Raw genomic sequence first — 22,861 nt, forward strand, 5'->3', positions numbered from 1 at the left:
GGCATGCCCGGCGACGTGAACGGGGCGCTGTTCCGCTACAACCGCGACGTGCGCTACGTCGACGCCGTCCGCACGTACGCCGAGCAGATGCAGGCCGACCCGCGCGCCTTCTACGGCTACTACCACTGGCAGGTGTACTTCAACACCCGCGCGGACAACGTCTGGCTCGCCCCCGGCTACGACGCCCTCGGGGGCTGACCCGGGGGCCCCGCCGGTGTGTGTCCTGGCGCACCGGAGCGGTGCGTGAGCGTCCACGGCGGTCGCGCGAGGGGGTGAGCGGCTGTCGTTGGGTGGCCGACACCTGGTGGTGGGCGAGGGGGGACTTGAACCCCCACCTCCCGAAGGAGACAGACACCTGAAGCCTGCGCGTCTACCGAATTCCGCCACTCGCCCGGGCGGCAACGCGGAAGCGAACCCCGCGCGCGAAGGGCAAGCGTAGCATCGGGCGGGGGGTGGGGCGACCGCGGCCCGGACGGACAGGGTGCTGCCACGCAGCCGTGGTGGGACATCGCCTCTAGACTCTCTCAGCAGGCATGGGCATACTGCGCGACTTCGAGAACCGCCTCGAGGGGGCCGTCGAGGGTTTCTTCGCGCGTGCCTTCCGCTCGGGCCTGCAGCCAGTGGAGCTCGCGAAGGCCGTGCAGCGCTACGCCGGCAACTACCAGCAGGTCGGCGTGTCGGGCGTGATCGTGCCGAACGTCTACCGCTTCGAGCTCTCCCCGGAGGACCTCGAGCGCTTCGAGGGCTTCTCCGGCTCGCTCGAGCGTGAGCTCGCCGACGTCGTGCGGCGCACCGCCGGGGAGCGGGGCTGGCGCCTCGAGGGCGCCCCCCGCATCGAGCTCGTCGCCGACGACGCGGTGCGCGTCGGCACGTACGAGCTGCGGGGCAAAGTCGAGGCCGACCCAGAGCCCAAGCCGCGGCCCACGCCGGCGGCGGCGAGCGGCGCGTCCGGCTCCACGCGGGTGCTGCCGACGCCGTCCTCGTCGACCGGCACGGCCCGCCTGCGGGCCGCCGACGGCACTTGCTACACCCTGACGCCCAACGCAACGGTGGGTCGTCTGCCGAGCTGCGACATCGTGCTCGACGACCCGTCGGTGTCGCGCCGGCACGCCCGCGTCGCCCGCGGCGACGGGCGGTGGACGGTCGAGGATCTCGGGTCGACGAACGGCCTGCACGTCAACGGCAAGGCCGTCGGCCGCGCGCAGCTGCAGGACGGCGACCGGGTCGAGTTCGGCGGCGTGGCCCTCACCTTCACGCTGGAGGCGTGAGCGGATGGCCCCGATCGCCCTGGCGCTGCTGCAGCTGGCCTTCCTCCTGCTGCTCTACCTCTTCGTGTGGTGGGCCGCCCGGGCGATCCTCCGCGACCTGCGCGGCGACCCGACCCGCGCCGTCGCTGCCGCGCCGGCTGCCCGTGCGCCGGCGCCCCGGACCCCCGCGGGCCCGCCGCCGAGCGCGCGCACGCTCCACGGCACGCCCCGCGAGCTCGTCGTGCACGCGCCCGGCGGGCGCCCCCGCGTGCTGCGCCTCGACGGCGGGGAGGTGACGTTCGGACGCAGCGAGCGGTCCACGGTCCCCCTCGGGGACTCCTACGCGAGCGACCGCCACGCCCGCGTCTACCGGGACGGTGGGCAGTGGCTCGTCGCCGACCTCGGCTCCACGAACGGCACCTACCTGAACAAGGCGCGGATCCAGGCCCCGACCCCGATCGGCCCCGGCGACCAGCTCGCCATCGGCAAGACCGTCGTGGAGGTCCGCAAGTGACGGCCGGGGCTCAGCGGCACGCCGCGGGCGGCGCCGGGAGGTGCGCGCAGTGGACGTGAGGGCGTACGCCGGATCCGACGTCGGGCGCGTCCGGGAGGGCAACGAGGACAGCGCATTCGCCGGGCGCACGGCGTTCGCGGTCGCCGACGGGATGGGCGGCCACGTCGCCGGCGAGGTGGCCAGCGAGACCGCCCTGCAGCCGATCCGCGAGCTCGACACGATCACCTTCCGCAACGACAAGGCCGCCCGCCAGGCACTTGTCGACGCGATCGCCACCGCCAACCGCACCGTGGTCGAGAAGGCCGGCTCCGACCCCGCCTTCCGTGGCATGGGCACGACCCTCACCGCCGCGGTCGTGCGCGACGGCAAGCTCCACGTCGCCCACGTCGGCGACAGCCGGGCGTACCTGCTGCGCCGCAACGGCGAGCTCACTCAGCTCACCACCGACCACACGCTCGTCGAGCAGCTCATCCGCGAGGGCCGCCTGTCGCGCGAGGAGGCCGCGACCCACCCGCAGCGCAGCGTCATCACCCGCGCCATCGGCATCGAGGACGACGTGCAGGTCGACGCGCTGCCGTCCCTTTCCCTGCAGCCCGGCGACCAGGTGCTGCTCTGCTCCGACGGGCTCACCGGGCCGGTTTCCGACGCGGAGATCACCCGCGTGCTCATGACCGTCGCCGACGGCGACGCGGCCTGCCAGGCCCTGATCGACGCGGCGAACGCCGCGGGCGGGCCGGACAACATCACCGTGGTCCTCCTTCGGGTCGAGGGCCCCGCGAGCCGCGACGCCGCAGCGCCCGCCCCCGAGGAGACCGTCGAGGCCTCGACACCGACCGAGCAGTTCACCCGGGTGACCGGCGCCGCCGTCCCCGCCGCGGCCCCGTCGGGCGAGCAGGAGATCACCCGAATCCGCACGCGCCAGGAGTCCGGTCGGGACTGGGCCACCTCGATGCGCGACTACGGCGCCCAGCAGGGGGCCGACCGCCGGTCGGTGCGCGGGTCCGACGGCGGGCGGCGTGGCTTGCGCATCCTCGCCGGCATGCTCGGGGTACTCGTCATCGGCGGCCTGCTCGCCGGCGGCGCCGTCCTCCTGCTGTCGCGGGCCTGGTTCGTCGGTGACGACGGCGGCAACGTGGCGGTCTTCCGCGGCCTGCCGTCGGAGGTCGCGGGTGTCAGCCTGGCACGGGTGGAGACAAGCACCGACATCCCGCTCGACGACCTGACCCCGCGCCGCGCCGAGCGCATCCGCCAGGGCGTCACCTTCGGTTCCGAGGCCGAGGCCCGCAGCTTCCTCGAGGCGCTGCGCGACGAGCTCGCCGAGGACGACAAGGACGCCGGCGACGCCGAGCAGCCCGCGCCCACAGCGCCGGACCCCGCGGCCCCGAGCCCGCCGGCCGACCCGGGCGCGCCTCCCGCACCCACCCCGCCCACGCCGTGAGCGCCGGCACCCTCGACGCCCAGCTCGCCTCCACGAACCGGCGGCGCGCCAACACCGAGCTCGCCCTGCTCGTCCTCGCGCTCGTGACCGTTCTCGTCGCGTACGCGCTCGTCGGCCTGGCGCAGTCCGGGGTACTGCCCTCGGGCCTCATCGCCTACGGGGGAGCGCTCGCGGCGCTCGCGGCCGCCGGCCACCTCGTCAGCCGCCGCCTCGCCCCTGGGGGCGACCCGCTGCTGCTGCCCGTGGCGTTCCTGCTCAACGGCCTCGGCCTCGTCATGGTCCGCCGGATCGACTTCGCGAGCGCCGCAGGCGCGAACCCGACGAACCTCGCGCCCGCCCAGACCGCCTGGACGGTCATCGCGATCGCCGCCTTCTGCGCGACGCTGCTCGTCCTCAGCGACCACCGGGTCCTGGACCGCTACCGCTACCTCGTCGGCATCGGCTCGCTCGTCCTGCTCTCCCTGCCGACGCTCCTACCCGAGCCGATTGGGCGGACGATCAACGGCGCGACCCTCTGGCTGAACTTCGGTGTGTTCTCGATCCAACCGGCGGAGTTCGCCAAGCTCGGCCTCGTCGTGTTCTTCGCGAGCTACCTCGCCGAGAAGCGCCAGCTGCTCGCCGTCGCGACGAACCGGGTCGGCCCCCTGATGGTGCCCCCGGCGCGCGCCTTCGGGCCCGTGCTCGTCGCCTGGGGGCTGTCGCTCGGGATCCTCGTCCTGCAGAACGACTTCGGCCTGTCGCTGCTGTTCTTCGGGGTCTTCGCCGTACTGCTCTACGTCGCCACGACCCGCGTCGCGTACGTCGCGATCGCCGGCGCGCTGTTCGCCGGCGGCGCCTACGTCGCCTACACGCTGTTCAGCCACGTGCAGGTGCGCATCGCCGTGTGGCTCGACCCCTGGTCGGTGTACGAGACCGGTGGCTTCCAGATCGCCCAGTCGCTGTTCGCGCTCGCGACCGGCGGGATCACCGGCGTCGGGCTCGGCCAGGGCCACCCCGACTTCATCCCGTTCGTGCAGACCGACTTCATCTTCGCCGCGTTCGGCGAGGAGCTCGGCCTCCTCGGCACGACGGCCCTGCTGCTCTGCTACTTCATCCTCGTCGGCCGGGGCTTCGCCGTCGCGATGCGCAGCCGCGACGACTTCGGCACGCTGCTCGCGGCGGGGCTCACCGTGATCTTCGCGCTGCAGACGTTCGTCATCGTCGGCGGGGTCACCCGGCTCATCCCGCTGTCGGGCCTGACCCTGCCGTTCGTGAGCTACGGCGGGTCGTCGCTCCTCGCCAACTACGTCCTCGTCGCCCTCCTGCTGCGGGTGAGCGCCGCGGCGACGGTCGAGTCCGCGCGCGCGGGAGCCGCCGCGTGAGCGCGTCGGTGCGGCGCGTCGCCGTCACGCTCCTCGCCCTGTTCGGCGCGCTGTTCGTCAACCTCAACTACCTCCAGGTCATCCGCGCGGAGTCCCTCGCCGAGGACACCCGCAACACCCGCCGGATCATCGCCGAGTACGACGTGCGGCGCGGGTCGATCATCGCCGCCGACGGCCAGACCGAGCTCGCGCGCGTCGAGGACACCGGGGGGCGCCTGCGGTTCCAGCGCATCTACGACCACGGCGAGCTGTTCGCCCACGTCACCGGCCACCACTCGTTCGTCTACGGGCGCACCCAGGTCGAGCAGGCCTACAACGAGTTCCTCGCCGGCGGCGCCCCCGAGGCGTTCGCCCGCAACATGACCGACCTGCTCGCCGGCCGTGAGCGCACCGGCGAGGACGTCGTGACGACCGTGCGCCCCTCCGTGCAGGCGGCGGCACGCGACGCCCTCGGCGGCCAGCACGGGGCGGTCATCGCCCTCGAGCCGTCGACGGGGGCGGTCCTCGCGATGTGGTCGAACCCGACCTACGACCCCAACGGCATGGCCGGCCACGAGGGCCCCGCGGTGCGCGCATACGCCGAGGCGCTCCGGGCCGACGAGTCCGAGCCGCTGCGCAACCGCGCCATGCAGCAGCGCTACAACCCCGGGTCGACCTTCAAGATCGTCACCGCCGCGGCGGCGCTGGCCGCGGGTAGGAGCCCCGAGGCGACGTTCCCCGACCCGGTGCGCCAGCCGCTGCCCCAGACCACCGCGACGATCGGCAACTTCGGCGGCGGCCCGTGCGCCGGCGGCGGGTCGATCACCTTCCGCCAGGCGATGGTCGTGTCATGCAACACGACGTTCGCCCAGCTCGGCCTCGAGGTCGGGGCGGAGGGGCTCGTCGCGCAGGCCGAGCGCTTCGGCCTCAACACCGAGCTCGACCTGCCGCTGCCGACGGTCCCGAGCGTCCTGCCCGAGGAGGGCCTCGACCCGCCGGCCACCGCGCAGAGCGCCATCGGCCAGCGCGACGTGCAGGTCACGCCGCTGCAGATGGCGATGATCACCGCCGCGATCGGCAACGGCGGCGTGCTCATGACGCCCCGCATCGTCGATCGGGTGGAGGAGTTCGGCACGGGCGAGGTCGTCCGGCAGTTCCCGCCCGAGCCGCTCGTCCTGCCGGGCCGTCCCGACGCCCAGGCGGTCCGCCCGGAGCATGCCGCCGCGCTGCGCGACATGATGGAGGGGGTAGTTGCGCAGGGCACCGGGCGGGCAGCGGCCATCCCCGGGGTGTCGGTCGCAGGAAAGACCGGTACCGCGCAGGCCGCAGGGCCCCCGACCGTGTGGTTCGTAGGGCTCGCCCCGGCGAACAACCCGCAGGTTGCGGTCGCGGTGGTGGTCGAACGTGGCGGCGCCGTGGGCACGGGCGCCACCGGTGGAGGGGTGGCGGCACCCATCGCCCGGGCGGTCATGCAGGCCGCTCTCGGCGACGAGCCGACGGTTCCCGCCACGCCGCAACCGTCCGCCCCCGAGGGCTAGAGGGACAAGAGGGCTATGAGCGACGAGACGACTCCCCTGACGGGAGGTAACCGCCGGACGATCAACGGGCGCTACTTGCTGCGCGGGCTGCTCGGTCAGGGCGGGATGGCCGACGTGGAGCTCGCGCACGACGAGATCCTCGACCGGCAGGTGGCGGTGAAGATCCTCCACAACCGCTACACCGACGATCCCTCCTTCGTCGACCGCTTCCGCCGTGAGGCGCGCGCGTCGGCGAGCATGAGCCACCCGAACGTCGTCGGTGTGTACGACACCGGAGAGGACGACGGGCGGCCCTACATCGTCATGGAGTACGTCGCGGGCCAGAGCCTGCGCGACGTCCTGCGGCGCAAGCGCCTCACGCCCGAGCGGGCCGCGGAGATCGCACGGGACGCCGCGCGTGCCCTGCACTACGCGCACGAGCGCGGCCTCGTCCACCGCGACGTGAAGCCCGGCAACATCATGGTGTCCGAGGAAGGCCAGGTGAAGGTCACCGACTTCGGCATCGCGCGGGCGATGAGCGCCGAGACCGTGACGCAGACCGCCGCGGTGCTCGGCACCGCCGCCTACATCGCCCCCGAGCAGGCGCAGGGCGAGCGCGTCGACCGGCGCACCGACGTGTACGCCCTCGGCTGCGTCCTCTACGAGATGCTCACCGGCCGCCAGCCCTTCAGTGGCGACTCCGCGGTCACGCTCGCCTACAAGCACGTCTCCGAGCCGCCGGTGCCGCCGAGCGAGCTGCGGGCGGAGATCTCCCCCGAGCTCGAGGCCGTCGTGCTGAAGGCGATGGCCAAGCGCCCCGACGACCGCTACCAGACAGCCGACGAGATGGCCGAGGACCTCGAGCGGGCGGTCGCCGGCATGGGCGTCACCGCGCCGCTCGCGGGCACCGCGGCGTTCCCCGCCACCCAGGCGCTGCCGCGGGCCGAGCAGACGATCGTGGCCGAGCGGGCCTACTACGCCGACGAGCAGCCCGTCGTGGAGGAGCGGCGCAGCCCGGTGGGTCCCATCCTGCTCGTCCTGCTCCTGCTCGCCGTGCTGGGCCTCGCGGCGTTCCTTCTCGCCGACGTCTTCCGCACCGATCCCGTGGCCGAGGTCGCCGTGCCCGACGTGACCGGCCAGGACATCAGCGCCGCGCAGGCGGCGCTCCAGGCGGAAGGCTTCCAGACGGTCCTCGAGGCCGAGGAGAACGCCGACGTCCCGGAGAACACCGTCATCCGCACCGACCCGCCGGCGGGTGCGATGGTCGACGAGGGCAGCACGGTCACGATCTTCTACAGCGAGGGCCCGCCCCTCGTCGACGTACCCGACCTCGCGGGGGTGTCCGAGGACGAGGCGCGCCGCCGGCTCACGGACCTGCGCTTCACCGTCGGAGCGCGCGAGACGGAGGCGAGCGAGGAGCACGCCGAGGGCCAGGTCATCCGCACCGACCCGCCGGCGGGCGACTCGGTGCCCACCGGCACGGAGGTCGCGCTCGTGGTGTCCTCCGGGCCACCGCCGCTGACCCTGCCGGGGGTAATCGACCTCACCGAGCGCGACGCGGTGAACGAGCTCACCACCTTCTGCGGCCGGCCGCCGTGCGTGGAGATCGACGTCCGCAGAGAATTCCACGGCCGCGTCCAGGAGGGCCGCGTCATCGACCAGGGCCCGCGGCCCGGCACCGAGGTCCCCCGCGGGGCGCCCGTCACGATCATCGTGTCGCAGGGTCCGGAGGAAGAGCCGACGACGACGACCACGACGGCGGCCCCGTCGCCCGATCCCACGCCGATCCCGCCGCCGACGACCGTCCCCGAGCCCATCAACTCCCCGAGCCCCGCACCCACGGGACCCCCCGGAGACAACAGCAACGGCGGGACCCCGCCGAACCCGTAGGGTGGCCGGCTCGCGCCTTGGTCAGGCGTCGAGCGCGCCGAGGAGAGCGTCGGCCGCGGCGAGGCCGGACAGGCCCGCCCCCTCGACGGTCGGACCGACGAGCTCGCCGACGAAGGCGTCGCCGGCGAGCACCACCCGCCCGTCGGCGGCGGGCAGGGCCATGGTCGGCTCGTCGAGCTGCGTGGTGGGGCGGGCGTGCCGCCATCGCTCGACGTGCACCGCCGTCGGCGTCGCGTCGCCCAGCCAGCCCGCGACCTCGGCGAGCAGCGCCTCGGTGATCTCCTCGTCACCGGCCCCCTCGTGCGCGGCGCTCCAGTCCGCGGCGGCGTGCACGGTCAGCGACGGCTCGGCCGACGCGCCCTTCGCGACGTTGTCCGCGAGCCACGCCACCGCTCCGTCGGCGAACTGCACCCCCCCGGGTTCGGGCACGGCCGACGGACCGTCGAGGGCGGCGAGCAGGGCGATGCACGGCGCGTAGGCGATGGCGCGCAGGCCCTCGGGGACGGCGAGGTCGCCCGCGTCGAGCAGGGCGAGCGCGGCGGGCAGCGGCGGCGTGACGACCACCCCGTCGGCTTCCCACGCCGTCGTGGCCTCGTCCAGCACCCTCACCTGGGCGCCCGGCCGGCTCACCGCCCGGACGCGCACGCCCGTGCGCACGTCGAGCCCCTTGGCAAGGTGGTCGACGAGGGTCGCCATGCCCCCCGCCACGGAGTAGCGGGGGTTCACGTCGTCGACGTGGCGTGCGGCTTCGGGACCGTCCACGGCGGTGGTCGTCCGGACCCAGCCGTGGGCCCAGACCCGGACCGGCACGCCCGCGTACCGCCACGCCGCGAGCAGGCCGACGAACGGGGCACGCCGGGCGGTGAAGAACTGTGCACCGGAATCCGCCGCGGCGCCGCCGACCGTGCGGGTGGCAAGCCGCCCGCCGGGGTGTGACGCGTCGTCGAGCACCGTCACGTCCGCGCCGGCGTCGGCCAGCCGCCGCGCCGCGACGAGCCCCGCGACGCCTGCGCCGACGACGAGTGCGCGGGGACCCCCCTGCGCGCTCACAGGCGCGGGACCGTGGCGACGACCGTGCGCCCGGCGACGGCACGCGCGAGCCGGGACGCGTTCTGGCCGAGACCGGCCCGCGTCGGTGGGGTTCCGATGATCACGATGTCTCCCTCCTCGGTGTGTGAGCGCAGCGCGATGGCGGGTTTGCGCGCATCGCAGATGATCTCCGACTTTCGGACGCTTGCCACCATGTCCCCCAGGCGCGCGTCGTCGACCTCGGTGACGACCTTGAGCGGCACGTCGGCCTGCCGGGCGACACGGGTGGCGACCGCGACGGCGAGGTCGAGGGAGATCGCGCCGGCCGGGTCGAGGTCGCCGGCGGTGAGCGACAGCACGACGCGGCGGATGTCCTTGTCCGTGCCCGGCCGGCACACCATGACCGGCACCGGCACGTGCTCGAGGATCGCGTCGATCACCCCGCCGAAGAAGTTCTCGCGCGCGTTCGCATAGCCCTTCCAGCCGATGAGCACGCTCGTTGCGCCACCCTCCACGACGGTGTGGAGGACCCCGGCGGTGGGCGAGGCGTCGATGCGCACGAGCGAGCGGGCCTCCGCACCGTGGCGCAGCGCAACCTGCTCGGCCTCGGCGGTGACCGCCTTGTGCTCGTCGACCTGCTCCCGGCTCGCGTCGAAGCCGAGGATGTTCACGGGGAACACCGACCCTGAGTCCGAGGCGGCGACGAGCGCGGCGACCTTGACGAGTGGCTCGGCGGTGCGGGGGTTCGCGACGGGCACGACCACCGCCTCGCCGAGCGTCACCGGTCGGCGCTCGGGGCGCTTCACGCGCGGGGCGCTGCGGCTCGTGAGCTGCGTGGCGATGAGGCAGGTCGCGAGGATGACGACCACGACGGCGTTGACCACCTCCTCGTCGACGAGGCCGAGGTCGAGACCGACGATGATCGCGGCGAGCGCTCCGGCCGCCTGCGCGCCCGACAGCCCGGTCATGACCCCGAGCTCGGCCCGGCTGAACCTGAGGATGCGCATCGCCGGGAGGGCCGCGAGCCACTTGCCGCCGAGCGCTGCGACGGTCAGCCCGACGGCGAGCACCAACGACCGCGAGTCGGTGAGCAGGACCACCGGGTCGATGAGCATGCCGGTCGATATGAGGAACAGCGGGATGAGCAGGCTCGCGCCGAGGAACTGCAGGCGCTCCATGAGGACGCTGCCGTCGGGCACGAAGCGGTTGAGGGCGAGGCCGGCGAGGAAGGCCCCGACGATCGCCTCGATGCCGGCCATGTCGGCCAGCGCCGCCACGCCGAACACCGCGACGAGCACGAACGTGAAACGCACGGTGCGGTCCTGGCCGAGGCCGGCGAAGAACGAACGGGTGAGCCGTGGCAACGCCCACAGCGTCGCGGCGAGGAAGAGGGCGAGGCTGACGGAGAACGTGACCCAGAACAGCGGTCCGATGTCGCCCCGCCCCGCGGCGGCGACGACGGCGAGGACGAGCAGCGCCGCCACGGTCGCGAGCAGGGTCGCGCCGATCGTCGCGGTCACCGCCCGGTTCTTCACGAGCCCGTAGCGCTGGACGACGGGGTAGGCCACGAGCGTGTGCGAGGTGAACGCCGAGGCGACGAGCAGCGCGGGCAGCAGCTCGAGGCCGAGCGCGAGGCACGCCGCGGTGTTGACCACCATCGGCACGACGAACGTCGTGGCGCCGAAGATCAGCGAGTCCCGCCGGTGCTCGTAGAAGCCCGCGAGGTCGAGGTCCACGCCGGCGAGGAACATGAGGTAGAGCAGCCCGATGCCGCCGAGGACCTCGATGGGACCGGTGCGTTCGAGCACGCCGAGGGCGTTCGGACCGATGACGACGCCCGCGAGGATGAGGCCGACGATGCCGGGAACGCGTGCGCGCTCCGCGACGAGCGGGGCGAGCAGGATGACCGCGAACAGGACGACGAAGACGAAGGCGGGATCGGTCAGGGGGAGCTGAGGGGGCCCCATCAGGCGGTCCGGGCGGCCGGGGCCGCTACAGGACCGCCGGGGCGGCGACAGGCAGCGATCGCAGGAAGTTGCCGAGCAGGTCCATGCCCGCCGAGGTGAGGATCGACTCGGGGTGGAACTGCACCCCCTCGATGGCATCCGTGCGGTGCCGCACCCCCATGATGAGGCCCTCCGCCGTGCGGGCGGTCACCGCCAGCTCCTCGGGGACGCTCGCGGCGTCGACCACGAGGGAGTGGTAGCGCGTCGCGTCGAAGGGCTGGGGCAGCCCGGCGAACAGCCCCGCACCGTCGTGGTGGATGAGGGACGTCTTGCCGTGCACGAGCTCGGGAGCGCGGACGATGCGCCCGCCGTAGACCTCGCCGATGCACTGGTGGCCGAGGCACACGCCGAGCAGCGGGATGCGCCCCGCGCAGGCCCGCACGACGTCGTTCGACAACCCCGCGTCCTGCGGCGTGCCCGGTCCCGGCGAGATCACCACCGCGTCGGGTGCGAGGTCGACAAGGGCGGCGACCGTGAACGCGTCGTTGCGGGCCACCTCGACCTCGGCGCCGAGCTCGCCGAGCTCCTGCACGAGGTTGTGCGTGAAGCTGTCGTAGTTGTCGACAACGAAGACGCGCGCTCGCATAGGCGACATGCTAGCCGTCAGCGCTCAACCAGCGAAGCGGTAGCGCGTCCGAGCCGCTCGAGAAGCGAAGGCCGTCAGGCGCTCTGCTTCGCGAGCTCCTCCTCGATGAGCTGGCGGCGCAGGACCTTGCCGACGATGGTCTCCGGCAGCTCGGTGCGGAACTCGTAGGCCTTCGGCACCTTGTAGGCGGCGAGCTTCTCGCGCAGATACTTGTCGATCTCCGCCTCGGTGGCGTTCTGGCCCTCCTGCAGGACGATGTAGGCCTTCACCGTCTCGCCGCGGTAGGCGTCGGGGATGCCGGCCACGACCGCCTTCGCCACCTTGGGGTGCGCAAACAGGACCTCCTCGATGTCACGCGGGTAGATGTTGAACCCGCCCGCGATGATCATGTCCTTCTTGCGGTCGACGATGGCGAAGTAGCCGTCCTCGTCCATCTCGGCGACGTCACCGGTCAGCAGCCACTCGTCCTTGAGGACCGCCGCGGTCTCTTCGGGCCGGTTCCAGTAGCCCTTCATCACCTGCGGTCCGGCGACCGCCAGCTCCCCCGGGCCACCGGGCGGCGCGGGCTTCGTGTGGTCGTCGACGTCGACGAGGGTGCAGACCGTGTCGGTGACGGGCAGCCCGATCCGCCCCTTGCGCCCCTCGCCGTAGATCGGGTTCGCGTGGGTGAGGGGGCTCGTCTCGGTGAGCCCGTAGCCCTCCCGCAGCTTGCCCCCGGTGAGCTCCTCGAAGCGGGTGGCGACCTCGACGGGCAACGGAGCGGCGCCGGACAGGCACACCCGGATGGACGACAGGTCGTGCTTGCCGATGTCGGGGGCGTTGTTCAACGCCACATAGATGGTCGGCACGCCCGGGAACAGCGTCGGCTTCTGCTTGTCGACGGCCTTCAGGACCATGCCGAGGTCGAAGCGGGGCAGCAGCGTGAGGGTCGCCGCGGACAGCACGCCGAACGTGAGGCCGATCGTCACCCCGTAGGAGTGGAAGAACGGCATGACGCACAGCATGTTCTCCCGGCCGGCCTGGACGTCGGGGACCCACAACCGGGCCTGGAAGGCGTTCACGACGAGGTTGAAGTGGGTGAGCATCACACCCTTGCCCGTGCCGGTCGTCCCCCCCGTGTAGAGCAGCATCGCGAGGTCCTCGCGGGGCTCGACGGCCGTCTGCGTAATGGCGGGCGTGGATCGCTCGACGAGCTCGGTGAACCGCTGCACCCCTTCGGACTCGGGGATCTTGTAGTAGCTGCCGTCCTTCTTCCCCTTGAGCGGGAAGAGCCGGTTCTTGGGGAAGGGCAGCGCGTCCTGGATCCCCGTCGCGATGATGTGCTCGACGGTCGGCAGCCTGCCCTTGAGCTTTGCGAGCCGCGGGTAGATCGGGTCGAGGGTCACGAGCACCCTGCAGCCGGCGTCGTTCAGCTGATGCTCGAGCTCCCCCTCGGTGTACAGCGGGTTGTTCTCGACGACGACCGCGCCGAGACGCAGGACGGCGAAGATCGCCACGACGTGCTGCGGGCAGTTCGGCAGGATGAGCCCGACCCGGTCGCCCTTGACGACACCGAGGTCTCGCAGCGCCGTCGCGAACCGGTCCACCTGGTCGAGCAGCTCCCGGTAGGTGAGCGTGTAGCCGAGGAACTCGACCGCCGTGGTCTGCGGGAAGTCCTGCGCGGCGTCGTCGAGCAGCCGGGTGAGGGGGACGAGCGGGTAGTCGTATGAGTGCGGCACGCCGTCGGGGTAGGACTCGAGCCACGGGCGTTCGACCTGGTCAGGATCCGGAAGCCCGGCGGAGCGGGTCAGTGCCCTCGCCGCGCCCTTCTTCGCGGTCCCCCTCCGCGAGCCGGTGGCCTTCTTGCTCGCGGCCTTCTTGCTCGCGGCCTTCTTGCCCGCGGCCTTCTTGCTCGCGGCCTTCTTGCTCGCCGCCTTCTTGCCCGCGGCCTTCTTGCCCGCCGCCTTCTTGCCCGCCGCCTTCTTGCTCGCGGCCTTCTTGCCCGCCGCCTTCTTGCCCGCGGCCTTCTTGCTCGCCGCCTTCTTCGCCGGAGCCTCGGGCGCGGCCTTCCGGGAGCCCTTCCTCGCAACGGCCTTCTTCGCCGCCTTCTTCGCGCCCGCCCGCTTCGCCGCCGCCTTCTTCGCAGGCGCACGGTCCGTTTCGGGGCTTCCGGGAATGTGGTCCTCGGCCAACGTCGGGTGCCTTCCTGCGATCGCGGACGAACGTCCCCCCGTGGTGTTCTACACCCCATTCAGGGGCGGCCAAACACCCTGCGCTGTACTCTCGAAGGGGTGATCTCGCGCACCGCCGCCTGCGCGGTCACCGCGTTCCTGCTCGTCGCGGTTGCCGCTCCCGCCTTCTCCCAGCCGGTCGACGGGCCGCACGTTCGTCCGGATGGGCACGTCGCGCTCGCCTGGCTCCACGGCGGATCCAGCGACGACCACCGTGCGCAGGTGGACGCGATGCCCGGCGTCACCGTCGTGGCGCCGACGTGGTTCGGGCTCGACGGCCTCGACCTCGGGGCGGTGACCGGCGTGGGCGACCCCGCGTTCGTGGCCTGGGCGGCGCAGCGTGGGATCGCGGTGTGGCCGCAGCTCGGCAACCGCCTCGACGCCGACCTCAGCGAGGCGGTCCTGTCGGATGCGGGCCGTCGGGCTCGCCTCGTCGCCGAAGCGGCGGCGGCGGTCGAGCGCACGGGAGCGGGCGGGATCGTGGTCGGGTTCGAGAACCTCCGCGAGGCCACGGGGCCCGCGCTCACCGCGTTCGTCGGCGCGCTGCGCACCGCGCTTCCCGGCCGCGTGGTCGCGGTCACCGTCGCTGCGCTGAGCGACACCTGGTCGCGCGGGGAGTGGTCGGCCGCCTACGAGCGCCGAGCCCTCGGCGAGGTCGCCGACTACGTCGTCCTCGCCGCCCTCGACGAGCACCACGACGGCCGCCCCGACGGCCCCGTCGCGGGGCTCGAGTGGACCCTCGAGGTGGTCGAGCACCTTCTCCGCAGCGTCCCCGACCGCAAAGTGCTCCTCGCCGTACCGCTCTACGTCCGGGACTGGGTCGTCGACGCCCGCGCCCCCGGCGGCGTGGCCCTCCACGCGACGCGGGGCATGGACGCGATGGCCACCCACCTCGACGAGGTCGCTGCGACGCACACCTACGACCCCGTGGCCGGGCAGCGCCGCTACACCTACAGCGACGCCGTCGGCCGCGCCCACCGGGTCTGGCAGGAGGACCCACCGAGCCTGGGGCGGCGGGTCGCGCTCGCCACCCGGTACAACCTCGGGGGGGTGGCGGTGTGGCGTGGTGGGCTCGCCGGCCCGCACGCGTGGGTCGCGGTGAGCTCGGCGCTCGCCGCCGATCCCCGCCCGGCGGGGGCGGCGTCCGGACCGCCGCGGCTCAACCGGCTTGTGCCCGCTCCCCGGTTCGCCGACCCGCCGCCGCAGGCGGCAGCCGGCGAGACCCAGCGCCCGCTCGACCCGGCCCGCCCCCAGCCGGCGGGCACGTCGTGGCCCGCGCCCGTGCTCGCGGTCGTGCTCCTCGCGGCCGTCACCGCCGGGCTCGTCGCGCGGATCCGCCTCAGGGGTCCTGGCGCTCCTCGCGCATGAGGGCGAGCTCGGCGTTCAGCTCGCCACCGACGAGGATCGCGACCCCGGACAGGTAGATCCACAGCACCGACGCGACGACCGCGCCCACGACGCGCCCGGCGGCCCGCAGCGCCTCCTCCTCCTCGCCGAACTGCGGTGTCTGCACGCCCCCGCCTGCGTCGAGGTAGAGGCGGAACCCGAGCGACACGAGCACCCACAGCACGACGCCGAGCACCGCGCCGGGCAGGCACTCGCGCCAGCGGTTGTCGACCTGGGGACCGAGGCGGTACAGCAGGGCGAGGAAGCCGATGACCAAGACGACGAGCAGGGGCCACCGGCCCAACGCCCAGGCGAAGGCGAAGAGGCGGCCGAACCCGAGTCGCTCGGCGAGGACCCGTCCGCCCCCGAACAGCGGGCCGACGACGAGGAACCCGAGCATGAGGACGAACACGACCACGGCCGCGACCGCGAAGAGCACCGCGAGCCCCCGCTGGGCCAGGAGCCCTCGCCGGTCCTCGACGTTGTAAGCGAGATCGAGCGCGCGGATGGTCGCGGTGAAGACCCGGCTGGAGAGGTAGAGGGTCACGGCGAGGCTGCCGAGGGCCAGCCCCGTGCGCTCCTGCGTGAGCAGGCCCTCGACGAACGGTGCGATGACCTCGCGGGTGAGGTCGGGGCTGAATACGACCGACAGGGCGTCGATGACCGTCGCCTGCGCCTCGGCGACCTGCTCCCGACCGATGATCCGTTCGAGGTAGCCGAGGCCGGCGCCGATGGCGACGAGCAGGGGGACAAGCGACAGCAGGGCGAAGAAGGCCATCTCCGCGGCCAGGCCGGTGACGCGGTCCTTCACGACCGCGCGCCACAGCCGGACGGCGACCTCCCAGGGGTTGTAGCCGGCGATGCGCACTGGACGGGCGCAGGCCCACGCCAGCGCCCGCTCGAGGATCGGCGTCTCAGCCAAGTCCCGCCAACGTCCCCATGGTCGGGTCGGCGATGAGCCGGTCCACCCAGGGGAACACCACGGTGAACAGCAGCACGACGGCGACGGCGACCACGGCGACCGCCACGGCGATCTTCGCCGCGCGGCTCATGCGACGAGCTCTGCGAAGACCACGAGCCGCTGCGCCGCGGAGAAGCGCGGGTGACAGGTCGTGAGCGTCAGTGTCGGCGCGCCCGACTCCAGCGGGTCCTCCTCGATCACCCAGACGTCGGAGGGGGCGACGACCTCCTGGCGCACGACCCGGTAGGTGTGGCGTTCGCCGTCGAGGCCGGTCACGTGCACCTCGTCGCCGGCGACGAGCTGGTCGAGGTGGAAGAAGGGGGCACCGTAGGTGGTGCGGTGGCCGGCGATGGCGAGGTTGCCCTCCTCTCCCGGCTCCGCCGTCTCCGGATAGCGGCCGGGCCCCCGTGTCAGGTCGGCCTGCGTGACGCCCGGCACGACGTAGAGGGGCCCGGCGTGGACGGGCGTCTCAGCGCTGCCCGGACGCGAGAACTCGAGCACGGCGACCGCCCCGCCGGCGACCGACTGCCGGTCGCGTGCGCGCGGACGGGTGGCCTCGAGCCCCCGGTCGGCCCGCCCCACGCTGGCCGTCTGGACAACCTGGCGCTGCCACTGCTCCGACAGCTCCGCCTGCGCTGCGCCCGTCGCGACGTTCGTGAAGAACAGCGAGTACGCGAGGTAGAGCAGCACGACGAAGCCCGCGGCGATGAGCGTCCAGCCGCCGTAGCGCAGCGCGCGGGTCAGCATCGCGGGCCCCGCCATCGGCCGCGGCTCATACGTCCCCGGAGGGCCGGGCGACCTGGAGCGCCGCGGTCCCCTCGTAGGGGTCGAGCTCGAGGGCGTCGGCGACGGACACCATGAAGCCGAGCTGGTAGGCCTTCGCGGCGGCGGCGAAGCGCTGCACCGCCGGGTCGCGGCTCAGGGCGTCGCGCAGCGTCTGCTCGTCGCCGATCGCCCTGATGACGTACGGCGGGGAGTACGTCCGGCCGTGCAGCAGCAGGACGCTGCCCACGCACCGGACGGCGGTGGTCGCGAGCACCCGCTGACCGTTGACGCTCATCGCCTCGGCGCCGCCCGCCCACAGCGCGTTGATGACCGCGTGGAGGTCCTGCTCGTGGATGATGAGGTCGTTCGGATCCGCCCCGCGGGAGGGGTCGAGCGCGGAGTCGTTGAGGATGACGGCGACGCCCGGACCGCGTACGGGGGTCAGCCCCGCCGCAGCCGCCATGTCGTCGATGCTCGCCTGGAGGGCCTCCTTCTCGCCGCCCGCGGGGCCCGCCTGCTCGAAGGCGGCGACCTGCGCGGCGAGGTCCTCGACCCGCTCTTTGAGCTCGTCGACGCGGGCCTGCTCGGCACGGATGAGCTCGGCGAGCTCCACCCGCGCACCGATGCGGTCGTGCTCGGCGACCGGCTCCCCCCGGGCGGACACGAAGAGGATCGCGGCGAGCAGGCCGAGGGCCAGCGCGAAGCCGCTGCGCACCGCCGGGCTGGGCACGGCGCCGTCGCCGGGACGCGGCGCCCCGACTGCGGAGTCGAGCGGAGAGTGGTCAGCCATGGTGTCACGGAGTGGAGGCGCCAAGGCGATGTGCACGAGGCAACGCGGGACCGCACGTCGTGCGCCACGGCGAGAGTACCATCGGGCGTCCGCTCACGATGAGACCTGCGAGGTGCGCAGCCGTGCCGAAGTCCCGTTCGAAGCGCTCGACCTACAAGCCGCCCAAACCGCCCAAGCCGAAGCCGAGCCCGCGGTGGCTGCCCTGGCTCGGCCTCGGGCTCATCGGTGGCGGGGTCGCGCTCGTGCTGCTCGCCTACATGGTTCCGGGCTTCCCTGGCGGCAACGCGAACCTCCTCATCGGCTTCGGGCTCATGGCCGGCGGCCTTGGCGCCCTGTCCCAGTACCGGTAATTCCCCTGCTGTCATCTCTCCACAGGGTTGTCCCCAGCTGTGGACGAGGACGGGTCGGCCGTGGCGGCCGCCTCCCGCGCCGACTGCTCGCCGTCGAGGATGGCCCTGATGGCGGGGAGGTAGCGGCCCATGGCCCGGACGTTCGGGTACACGACCTGACGGACGAGTGGCTGGCTGATCCGGTCACCCGTGACATCGATCGCGCTCTTGTAGCGGATCTCTCCGTCGTCCCAGTCCATCTCGAAGTTGCCGATCACCATGCCCCAGTTGATCCGGGTGAAGAACTCCGCGAACTCAACGCGCCGGTGTTCCGGGGCCGTCCACGGCGACACGGAGTAGAAGACGAACCGGGCCAGCGTCTCGTCGGCCTGGGCGAAGCCGCTCCACCGGTGGTCGCCGGTGCCGACCGCCACCTGCAGGACCGTGCGCCCCTCGAGCTTGGCGTAGGGCCACCTGTCCTGCCGGAAGAAGGCCTTGGCGGTGGACAAGATCCGCCCGTCCTCCTCCGCCCCTTGCGCCGAAGACGTCACCCTCAGCTACCTCCTGCGTCGAGGTCGTAGTCGCCTCGGCGGAGGTCCCGGGCCGCGAGCGCGTGACTGGAGCGGTCGCCGAACTGGTAGCCCCAAACCGCGTCGGCCACGGCTTTGTCGGTGACGGCAGGCGCGAACGAGAACACCGGACCCCAGCCTCGCCACAGGGTGGCCGCGGTGACGCCCCACTGCCCGCGTCGGCCCGGGCGCCGATCAGCGGTGTAGAAGTACGTGTCGGCCGCGACGTCCTCCCCCTGGGACCGGATGCAGTCGTACGGCAGGCGGTACGACGCGCCTGTGTGGAGGTCGTAGTCGCGCGTCTCGCGGAGGTCCCATCTGGGGTAGGTCCTGCCCATGCCCGCCTTCAGCTTGGCCACGACGGCACTGTCCGGGATGCCGTAGGCCTTCTCGAAGTGCTCCTTCCAGCTGAGCCACAGCTGCTTGAACGTGATCCCGAGCACACGTGTCGGGTCACCGGGGGCGGCGGTGAAGAACACCGACGTGTCCTTGAGGTTGCTCGCGTGCGCGCGCACCGCCTGCCAGCGCGCGCCCTCTCCGGCGATCTTCGTGTACGCGTCGATGTTCTTCTCGTCTCGCCCGCTCGTGAGGTCGATGAGCTTGGGGGACGTGCTGGTGAGGTCCTGGTCATGGACGTTCGTGTACTTGGGGTTGCGGACGTCGGCCTCCGAGGTGGCCCCCCGCACCGTCTCGTTGCGGTCGCGCATCGACGCGAAGGAGGAGAACTCCCCACCGGTGTTCGACGAGTCGTAGATGCCCTCCACGTAGCCGGTGAAGGCCGCGGCGTGCTGGTACAGCAGGTCGAGCACGTGGCGCTCGCCGCCGAGCGTGAACGGCGCGGTGATCTCGTAGAAGAAGGGGTCGACCGTCGGGACGTCGTCGCGGTCGAAGCGTGCGGGGTCGCGGGTCCACTTCCTGTTCGGTTCGTCCGGCCCGAAACCGACCGACAGGGCGTACGCGTCGATGCCCTGGCCGACGGCCGCGTTGTGGCCAGCCGCCTGCTGCAACGCGGCCAGCCTGCCCTCGACGCGCGGCGCGGTCTCCGAGAACACCCTGACCGCGTCGCCGGCTCCCGCTCCGGTGACGAGCCGGCGCTTCGTGACGAGGACGCGGCCGGTCGGCACCGGGACGCTGATCTTCTTCGCCTTGTCCTTGGGATCGGGGATCTCCTTGTCGCCGTACTCGTGGTAGCTCTCGGGGCGAAGCCCCCCACCGCGGCCGATCGACGTCAACGCGTCCACGGCGTTCTTGCGCTGCACGACCGCCGGGCTGCCCGCCGCGTCGCCGCGCGGCCGCAGCGCCTCTGCGACGGCGCGGTTGCCTGCCGCCCGCTGGAGGAGGAGGACCATGGCGACCCCCATCGGCTGCGCAGCCGGTGAGCCTGACGCAGCCGGCGGCACGGGCTGCGGCGCGCGCGCCCGGGCGCCGTCGGCGGCTTCGCCCGGGGGCTGCGTCTTCGCGGCGCGTGTGGGAGCCATCCGCCTGCTGCCTTCTCGTGACGGCGACCGGGGGGGCTCGCGTCGAGCAGCGAGTGAACGCCACGCCGAGGGCCATGCCAAGAGCCGAGCACGCAGCCCGTCCGGGACGTGCGGATTCCCCATCGGGCAACGGCACCGTTGCCACTGACGGCGGGCACCTGAGCGCCTGCCGCTAGTTCAGCAGGTCCCGCGCCACCTCACGGTGCGTCGTCATCCGCTCGCCGCAGTGGCGAGGCGCCGACTCGGTGCCGCGGACGAGCAGGAGGAGCTCGGCGCCGCAGCCGCCGCAGGCGTAGACGACCCGCTCGGTGCGCGTGTCGATCGGCACCGGTGGCCCGTCGGGCACGTAGCTCGCGCCGTTGCGCAGGGAGGCGAAGGACGCCGTGCCGACGCGCCAGATGGTGAGACCGAGCAGCGGGGCGAACACGTGGACCGGCTCGACGACGCCGAAGGCCGCGAGCCCCAGGCCGACGACGACCGCCGGCCAGAACAGGCGCTTCACGAAGTTCACAACCTCAGGATAGTCACCGTGGGGGCGCCGGTCTCGCGCAGCCAGGCGGCGACGACGGTGGGAAGATTTCGTTGATCTCGTCGTCCGGCCGTGACCACCCAGGGCAACTCGAGGCGGGAGGCCGCGACCTCGTCGTCGACCTGCCCGGGGTCGATGCCGGCGCCCGCCCGGGACCCGCGTCACTCCCAGGGTACGGCGACCGCCCGCTGCCCGTGACCCGTCGACGGTCGGGTGCCCGACCAATCCGCGGCGGACGGCGCTCCGAACGGCCCACCGGGTCACCGTCCTACCGAGGAGGTTTCGCATGCTGAGAACGTCAGCCGCACGCAAGTTCGCGCTCGTGTTCGGGATCGTCTACATCGCCGTCGGGATCGTGGGGTTCGCCGTCACGGGGTTCTCGGACTGGCTGGTGAACACCGACGAACGCCTGCTCATCTTCGAGCTCAACGCCTTCCACAACATCGTGCACCTCGGCATCGGCGGCCTGCTCATCCTCGGCTACTTCCTGCCTGAGGAGAGCTCGACGCAGGGTGTGAACATCGGCATCGGCGCCTTCCTCCTCCTCGCCGCGTTCATCGGCTTCAGCGGCGCCGGAACGCTCCAGATCATCTCGATCGACAGTCCCCTTGCGGCCGACAACTTCCTGCACCTGGTTAGCGGGATCGTCGCCGTGGCGTTCGGCTTCTCGCGCGTCTCGGCCGCCACGAGCCCAGCCTGACACGCCGCTCACCGACGGACAGATCCAGCCGCACGGACCGGGGTGTCCTTCCGGCTGGATCTACCCGCAGGCCGACGCGGCGATGAGGTGGACCCTGCCGGAATCGAACCGGCGACCTCCACCTTGCAAAGGTGGCGCTCTACCAATTGAGCTAAGGGCCCCGAGGCAGGGCGCGGGCGGGACCGGGGCCACGGCTAGAGGTCGCGCGGCTCCTCCCAGATCGCCTCGTCGAGCTCGCGGTCGCGCTGCTTCTTCATCACGGCGGCAATCGCGCCGGCGAGGGCCGCGAGCAGGAAGAACTTGCGCATGACGGGATCCTCCCTCGAGGAGACGACAGTGGGCCATCGAGGACTTGAACCTCGGACCTCACCCTTATCAGGGGTGCGCTCTAACCTGGCTGAGCTAATGGCCCGTGTGCGTCCAGGAGTGTAGCCCGCCCGGGCAAGGACCGCACCGGGGCTCCCGGTCCTCACCTGATCGGCTGCTCCTCGTCGTAGAGCATGAGCCGGAGGCCTCCGACGAGGTCGGCGATGAGGTTGTAGAGGAAGGCGAGGAAGACGTTGATGCCGCTCCACAGCACGACGTTGAGCAGGCCGATGAGGAACACGGCCCGGGCGATCATGCCGCCGCGGATCTCCACCACGAGCTGGAGGTCGGCCAGGACATCGAGGAGGCGGTCGACGAGGCCCAGCTGGTTCACCACCGCCCAGAACACCGTCAAGGCGAGCATGACGACGAGCAGGGCGCAGAAGTAGAACAGCAGGCTGAGCTTCAGCACCGACCACGGGTCGATCTTGCGGATGGTGGAGCGTCGACGCACCGAGCGCCGGACGGACGGGCCGCGCGCCGGCGTCGCGGCGGGCCGGCGGGCCACCCGCTCGGTCGGTGCCTCGGCCGGTGCCTCGGCCGGAGGCGGGGCGGAGGCGGGTGGCGCGGCGACGGCCGCCCGGGGTTCGCCCCGGCCACGTGAGATCTCGCGTGGCGCCACCGCTGCCGCGGCGGCCTGGCGCTCGTTTCGCTGTGCGGGCGTGGCTACGACCCGCTCGAGGTCAGGCCGCGCCCGCCCGGACGCGGCATCCGGGCCACGCGCGGGCGAGGAGGCCGCCGGGGCGGAACGATCCGGTCCACGCAGGGCCGGCGCAGCGGTCCGGGAGCGCTCCGGTCCAGCGACGGGCGGCGCAGCGTTCCGGGAGCGCTCCGGTCCAGCGACGGGCGGCGCAGCGTTCCGCGACCCGGGAACAGGCGGCGGGACGGTGCGTGAACGCTCCCCTCCGGGCAGGGGCGGGGGAGCCGTGCGGGTGCGCTCCCGTCGCGCCTCCGCAGCCGCGGGACGCTCCGGACGCTCCCGGCGCCCATCCACACCGCCAGGACGCTCCGGACGCTCCCGGCGCCCCTCCGCACCGCCAGGACGCTCGGGGAGTTCGCGGCGCGGCGGCAACGGGCCGTCGGTCCGCGGCGGCGGCGCGGGGGCGGGCGTGGGGGCCGCGCGCTCGTCGCGGCGTGGTGCGGCGGGCGCACGGTCGTTCGACGGCACCTCACCGGGCGACGCGTCGCGCCGCTCGGGCCAGTACAGGGGG

General features: G+C 72.9%; 22 protein-coding genes and 3 tRNA genes. 10 read left to right on the forward strand and 15 right to left on the reverse strand.

The window, feature by feature from the left end:
- The coding region (locus tag VM324_01030) for a hypothetical protein (GenBank protein HVL97862.1) at positions 1 to 198 on the forward strand (198 nt) is incomplete at its 5' end.
- Positions 199 to 305: 107 nt separating this feature from the next.
- Here VM324_01030 and VM324_01035 read toward each other — a convergent pair.
- Positions 306 to 393: transfer RNA gene (locus tag VM324_01035), tRNA-Leu, on the reverse strand.
- 140 nt (positions 394 to 533) lie between these two features.
- Here VM324_01035 and VM324_01040 point away from each other — a divergent pair.
- From VM324_01040 to pknB, 6 genes are read left to right on the forward strand one after another with little or no spacing between them, the layout of a single operon-like run.
- The gene (locus VM324_01040) at positions 534 to 1,268 is read left to right on the forward strand and encodes a DUF3662 and FHA domain-containing protein (protein HVL97863.1); all 735 of its coding nucleotides are present in this window, start codon (positions 534 to 536) and stop codon (positions 1,266 to 1,268) included.
- Between the two features lie 4 nt (positions 1,269 to 1,272).
- Positions 1,273 to 1,761 (forward strand): FHA domain-containing protein, encoded by a 489-nt coding sequence (locus VM324_01045; GenBank protein HVL97864.1) that lies wholly within the window; start codon positions 1,273 to 1,275, stop codon positions 1,759 to 1,761.
- 49 nt (positions 1,762 to 1,810) lie between these two features.
- Complete coding sequence (locus VM324_01050) at positions 1,811 to 3,199, forward strand: Stp1/IreP family PP2C-type Ser/Thr phosphatase (GenBank protein ID HVL97865.1); 1,389 nt, start codon at positions 1,811 to 1,813, stop codon at positions 3,197 to 3,199.
- Positions 3,196 to 4,560 carry an FtsW/RodA/SpoVE family cell cycle protein gene (locus VM324_01055; protein ID HVL97866.1) on the forward strand — a complete coding sequence of 455 codons (1,365 nt, stop codon included), beginning with the start codon at positions 3,196 to 3,198 and terminating at the stop codon, positions 4,558 to 4,560. Before VM324_01050 ends, VM324_01055 begins: the two co-directional genes overlap by 4 nt.
- Positions 4,557 to 6,077: a penicillin-binding protein 2 gene (locus VM324_01060; protein HVL97867.1), complete on the forward strand. Its 1,521-nt coding sequence runs from the start codon at positions 4,557 to 4,559 to the stop codon at positions 6,075 to 6,077. Before VM324_01055 ends, VM324_01060 begins: the two co-directional genes overlap by 4 nt.
- A gap of 15 nt (positions 6,078 to 6,092) precedes the next feature.
- Positions 6,093 to 7,946, forward strand: a complete 1,854-nt coding sequence (pknB, locus tag VM324_01065) for a Stk1 family PASTA domain-containing Ser/Thr kinase (GenBank protein HVL97868.1) — start codon at positions 6,093 to 6,095, stop codon at positions 7,944 to 7,946.
- Between the two features lie 21 nt (positions 7,947 to 7,967).
- Here the strand turns inward: pknB and VM324_01070 are convergent, their stop codons facing one another.
- The 4 genes from VM324_01070 to VM324_01085 form a co-directional block, all read right to left on the reverse strand.
- A complete protein-coding gene (locus tag VM324_01070; GenBank protein HVL97869.1) occupies positions 7,968 to 8,996 on the reverse strand; it encodes an FAD-dependent oxidoreductase in 1,029 nt (342 codons plus the stop codon).
- Entirely contained in the window at positions 8,993 to 10,942 is a 1,950-nt protein-coding gene (locus VM324_01075; GenBank protein HVL97870.1) for a cation:proton antiporter, read from the reverse strand. Before VM324_01075 ends, VM324_01070 begins: the two co-directional genes overlap by 4 nt.
- A 25-nt stretch (positions 10,943 to 10,967) precedes the next feature.
- On the reverse strand, positions 10,968 to 11,567 hold the full coding sequence (locus tag VM324_01080; GenBank protein HVL97871.1) for an aminodeoxychorismate/anthranilate synthase component II: 600 nt from the start codon (positions 11,565 to 11,567) through the stop codon (positions 10,968 to 10,970).
- A 74-nt stretch (positions 11,568 to 11,641) separates the two neighbouring features.
- Positions 11,642 to 13,738, reverse strand: a complete 2,097-nt coding sequence (locus tag VM324_01085; protein HVL97872.1) for a long-chain fatty acid--CoA ligase — start codon at positions 13,736 to 13,738, stop codon at positions 11,642 to 11,644.
- Positions 13,739 to 13,837: 99 nt separating this feature from the next.
- Between VM324_01085 and VM324_01090 the strand changes: the two genes are divergently transcribed.
- Entirely contained in the window at positions 13,838 to 15,145 is a 1,308-nt protein-coding gene (locus VM324_01090) for a glycosyl hydrolase family 18 protein (GenBank protein HVL97873.1), read from the forward strand.
- Here VM324_01090 and VM324_01095 read toward each other — a convergent pair.
- The 4 genes from VM324_01095 to VM324_01110 are packed head-to-tail and all read right to left on the reverse strand — an operon-like array spanning position 15,117 to position 17,679.
- Positions 15,117 to 16,085 (reverse strand): YihY/virulence factor BrkB family protein, encoded by a 969-nt coding sequence (locus VM324_01095; protein ID HVL97874.1) that lies wholly within the window; start codon positions 16,083 to 16,085, stop codon positions 15,117 to 15,119. The two genes, VM324_01090 and VM324_01095, sit on opposite strands and share 29 nt — an antisense overlap.
- Complete coding sequence (locus VM324_01100) at positions 16,078 to 16,215, reverse strand: hypothetical protein (protein ID HVL97875.1); 138 nt, start codon at positions 16,213 to 16,215, stop codon at positions 16,078 to 16,080. Before VM324_01100 ends, VM324_01095 begins: the two co-directional genes overlap by 8 nt.
- On the reverse strand, positions 16,212 to 16,886 hold the full coding sequence (locus VM324_01105; GenBank protein HVL97876.1) for a class E sortase: 675 nt from the start codon (positions 16,884 to 16,886) through the stop codon (positions 16,212 to 16,214). The genes VM324_01100 and VM324_01105 overlap by 4 nt, the downstream gene beginning before the upstream one ends.
- Before the next feature lie 10 nt (positions 16,887 to 16,896).
- On the reverse strand, positions 16,897 to 17,679 hold the full coding sequence (locus VM324_01110; GenBank protein HVL97877.1) for a DUF881 domain-containing protein: 783 nt from the start codon (positions 17,677 to 17,679) through the stop codon (positions 16,897 to 16,899).
- 122 nt (positions 17,680 to 17,801) lie between these two features.
- Here VM324_01110 and VM324_01115 point away from each other — a divergent pair, with 122 nt between their 5' ends.
- Positions 17,802 to 18,029: a cell division protein CrgA gene (locus VM324_01115; protein HVL97878.1), complete on the forward strand. Its 228-nt coding sequence runs from the start codon at positions 17,802 to 17,804 to the stop codon at positions 18,027 to 18,029.
- An 11-nt stretch (positions 18,030 to 18,040) separates the two neighbouring features.
- Here VM324_01115 and VM324_01120 read toward each other — a convergent pair whose 3' ends face one another.
- From VM324_01120 to VM324_01130, 3 genes are all read right to left on the reverse strand, one after another.
- A complete protein-coding gene (locus VM324_01120) occupies positions 18,041 to 18,559 on the reverse strand; it encodes a YbjN domain-containing protein (GenBank protein HVL97879.1) in 519 nt (172 codons plus the stop codon).
- A 2-nt stretch (positions 18,560 to 18,561) separates the two neighbouring features.
- The gene (locus VM324_01125; protein HVL97880.1) at positions 18,562 to 20,055 is read right to left on the reverse strand and encodes a hypothetical protein; all 1,494 of its coding nucleotides are present in this window, start codon (positions 20,053 to 20,055) and stop codon (positions 18,562 to 18,564) included.
- A 172-nt stretch (positions 20,056 to 20,227) separates the two neighbouring features.
- Positions 20,228 to 20,566, reverse strand: coding sequence for a hypothetical protein (locus tag VM324_01130; GenBank protein ID HVL97881.1), 339 nt, complete (start codon positions 20,564 to 20,566; stop codon positions 20,228 to 20,230).
- A 304-nt stretch (positions 20,567 to 20,870) separates the two neighbouring features.
- Here VM324_01130 and VM324_01135 point away from each other — a divergent pair, with 304 nt between their 5' ends.
- Positions 20,871 to 21,284, forward strand: coding sequence for a DUF4383 domain-containing protein (locus VM324_01135; protein HVL97882.1), 414 nt, complete (start codon positions 20,871 to 20,873; stop codon positions 21,282 to 21,284).
- Between the two features lie 88 nt (positions 21,285 to 21,372).
- On the opposite strand, the gene VM324_01140 is transcribed toward VM324_01135, so the two are convergent.
- The 3 genes from VM324_01140 to VM324_01150 form a co-directional block, all read right to left on the reverse strand.
- A tRNA-Ala gene (locus tag VM324_01140) sits at positions 21,373 to 21,445 on the reverse strand.
- Positions 21,446 to 21,621: 176 nt separating this feature from the next.
- Positions 21,622 to 21,696, reverse strand: a tRNA-Ile gene (locus tag VM324_01145).
- Between the two features lie 57 nt (positions 21,697 to 21,753).
- On the reverse strand, positions 21,754 to 22,272 hold the full coding sequence (locus VM324_01150) for a DUF3566 domain-containing protein (GenBank protein HVL97883.1): 519 nt from the start codon (positions 22,270 to 22,272) through the stop codon (positions 21,754 to 21,756).
- Between the last annotated feature and the right edge of the window lie 589 nt (positions 22,273 to 22,861).

Source organism: Egibacteraceae bacterium, from assembly GCA_035540635.1.
Taxonomy (GTDB): domain Bacteria; phylum Actinomycetota; class Nitriliruptoria; order Euzebyales; family Egibacteraceae; genus DATLGH01.

Excerpts from the sequence above, each read along its gene's own strand:
- VM324_01040 (HVL97863.1), top strand. The coding sequence starts at position 534 with ATGGGCATACTGCGCGACTTCGAGAACCGCCTCGAGGGGGCCGTCGAG.
- VM324_01045 (HVL97864.1), top strand. The coding sequence starts at position 1,273 with ATGGCCCCGATCGCCCTGGCGCTGCTGCAGCTGGCCTTCCTCCTGCTG.
- pknB (HVL97868.1), top strand. The coding sequence starts at position 6,093 with ATGAGCGACGAGACGACTCCCCTGACGGGAGGTAACCGCCGGACGATC.
- VM324_01075 (HVL97870.1), bottom strand. The coding sequence starts at position 10,942 with ATGGGGCCCCCTCAGCTCCCCCTGACCGATCCCGCCTTCGTCTTCGTC.
- VM324_01080 (HVL97871.1), bottom strand. The coding sequence starts at position 11,567 with ATGCGAGCGCGCGTCTTCGTTGTCGACAACTACGACAGCTTCACGCAC.
- VM324_01100 (HVL97875.1), bottom strand. The coding sequence starts at position 16,215 with ATGAGCCGCGCGGCGAAGATCGCCGTGGCGGTCGCCGTGGTCGCCGTC.
- VM324_01105 (HVL97876.1), bottom strand. The coding sequence starts at position 16,886 with ATGGCGGGGCCCGCGATGCTGACCCGCGCGCTGCGCTACGGCGGCTGG.
- VM324_01110 (HVL97877.1), bottom strand. The coding sequence starts at position 17,679 with ATGGCTGACCACTCTCCGCTCGACTCCGCAGTCGGGGCGCCGCGTCCC.
- VM324_01125 (HVL97880.1), bottom strand. The coding sequence starts at position 20,055 with ATGGCTCCCACACGCGCCGCGAAGACGCAGCCCCCGGGCGAAGCCGCC.
- VM324_01135 (HVL97882.1), top strand. The coding sequence starts at position 20,871 with ATGCTGAGAACGTCAGCCGCACGCAAGTTCGCGCTCGTGTTCGGGATC.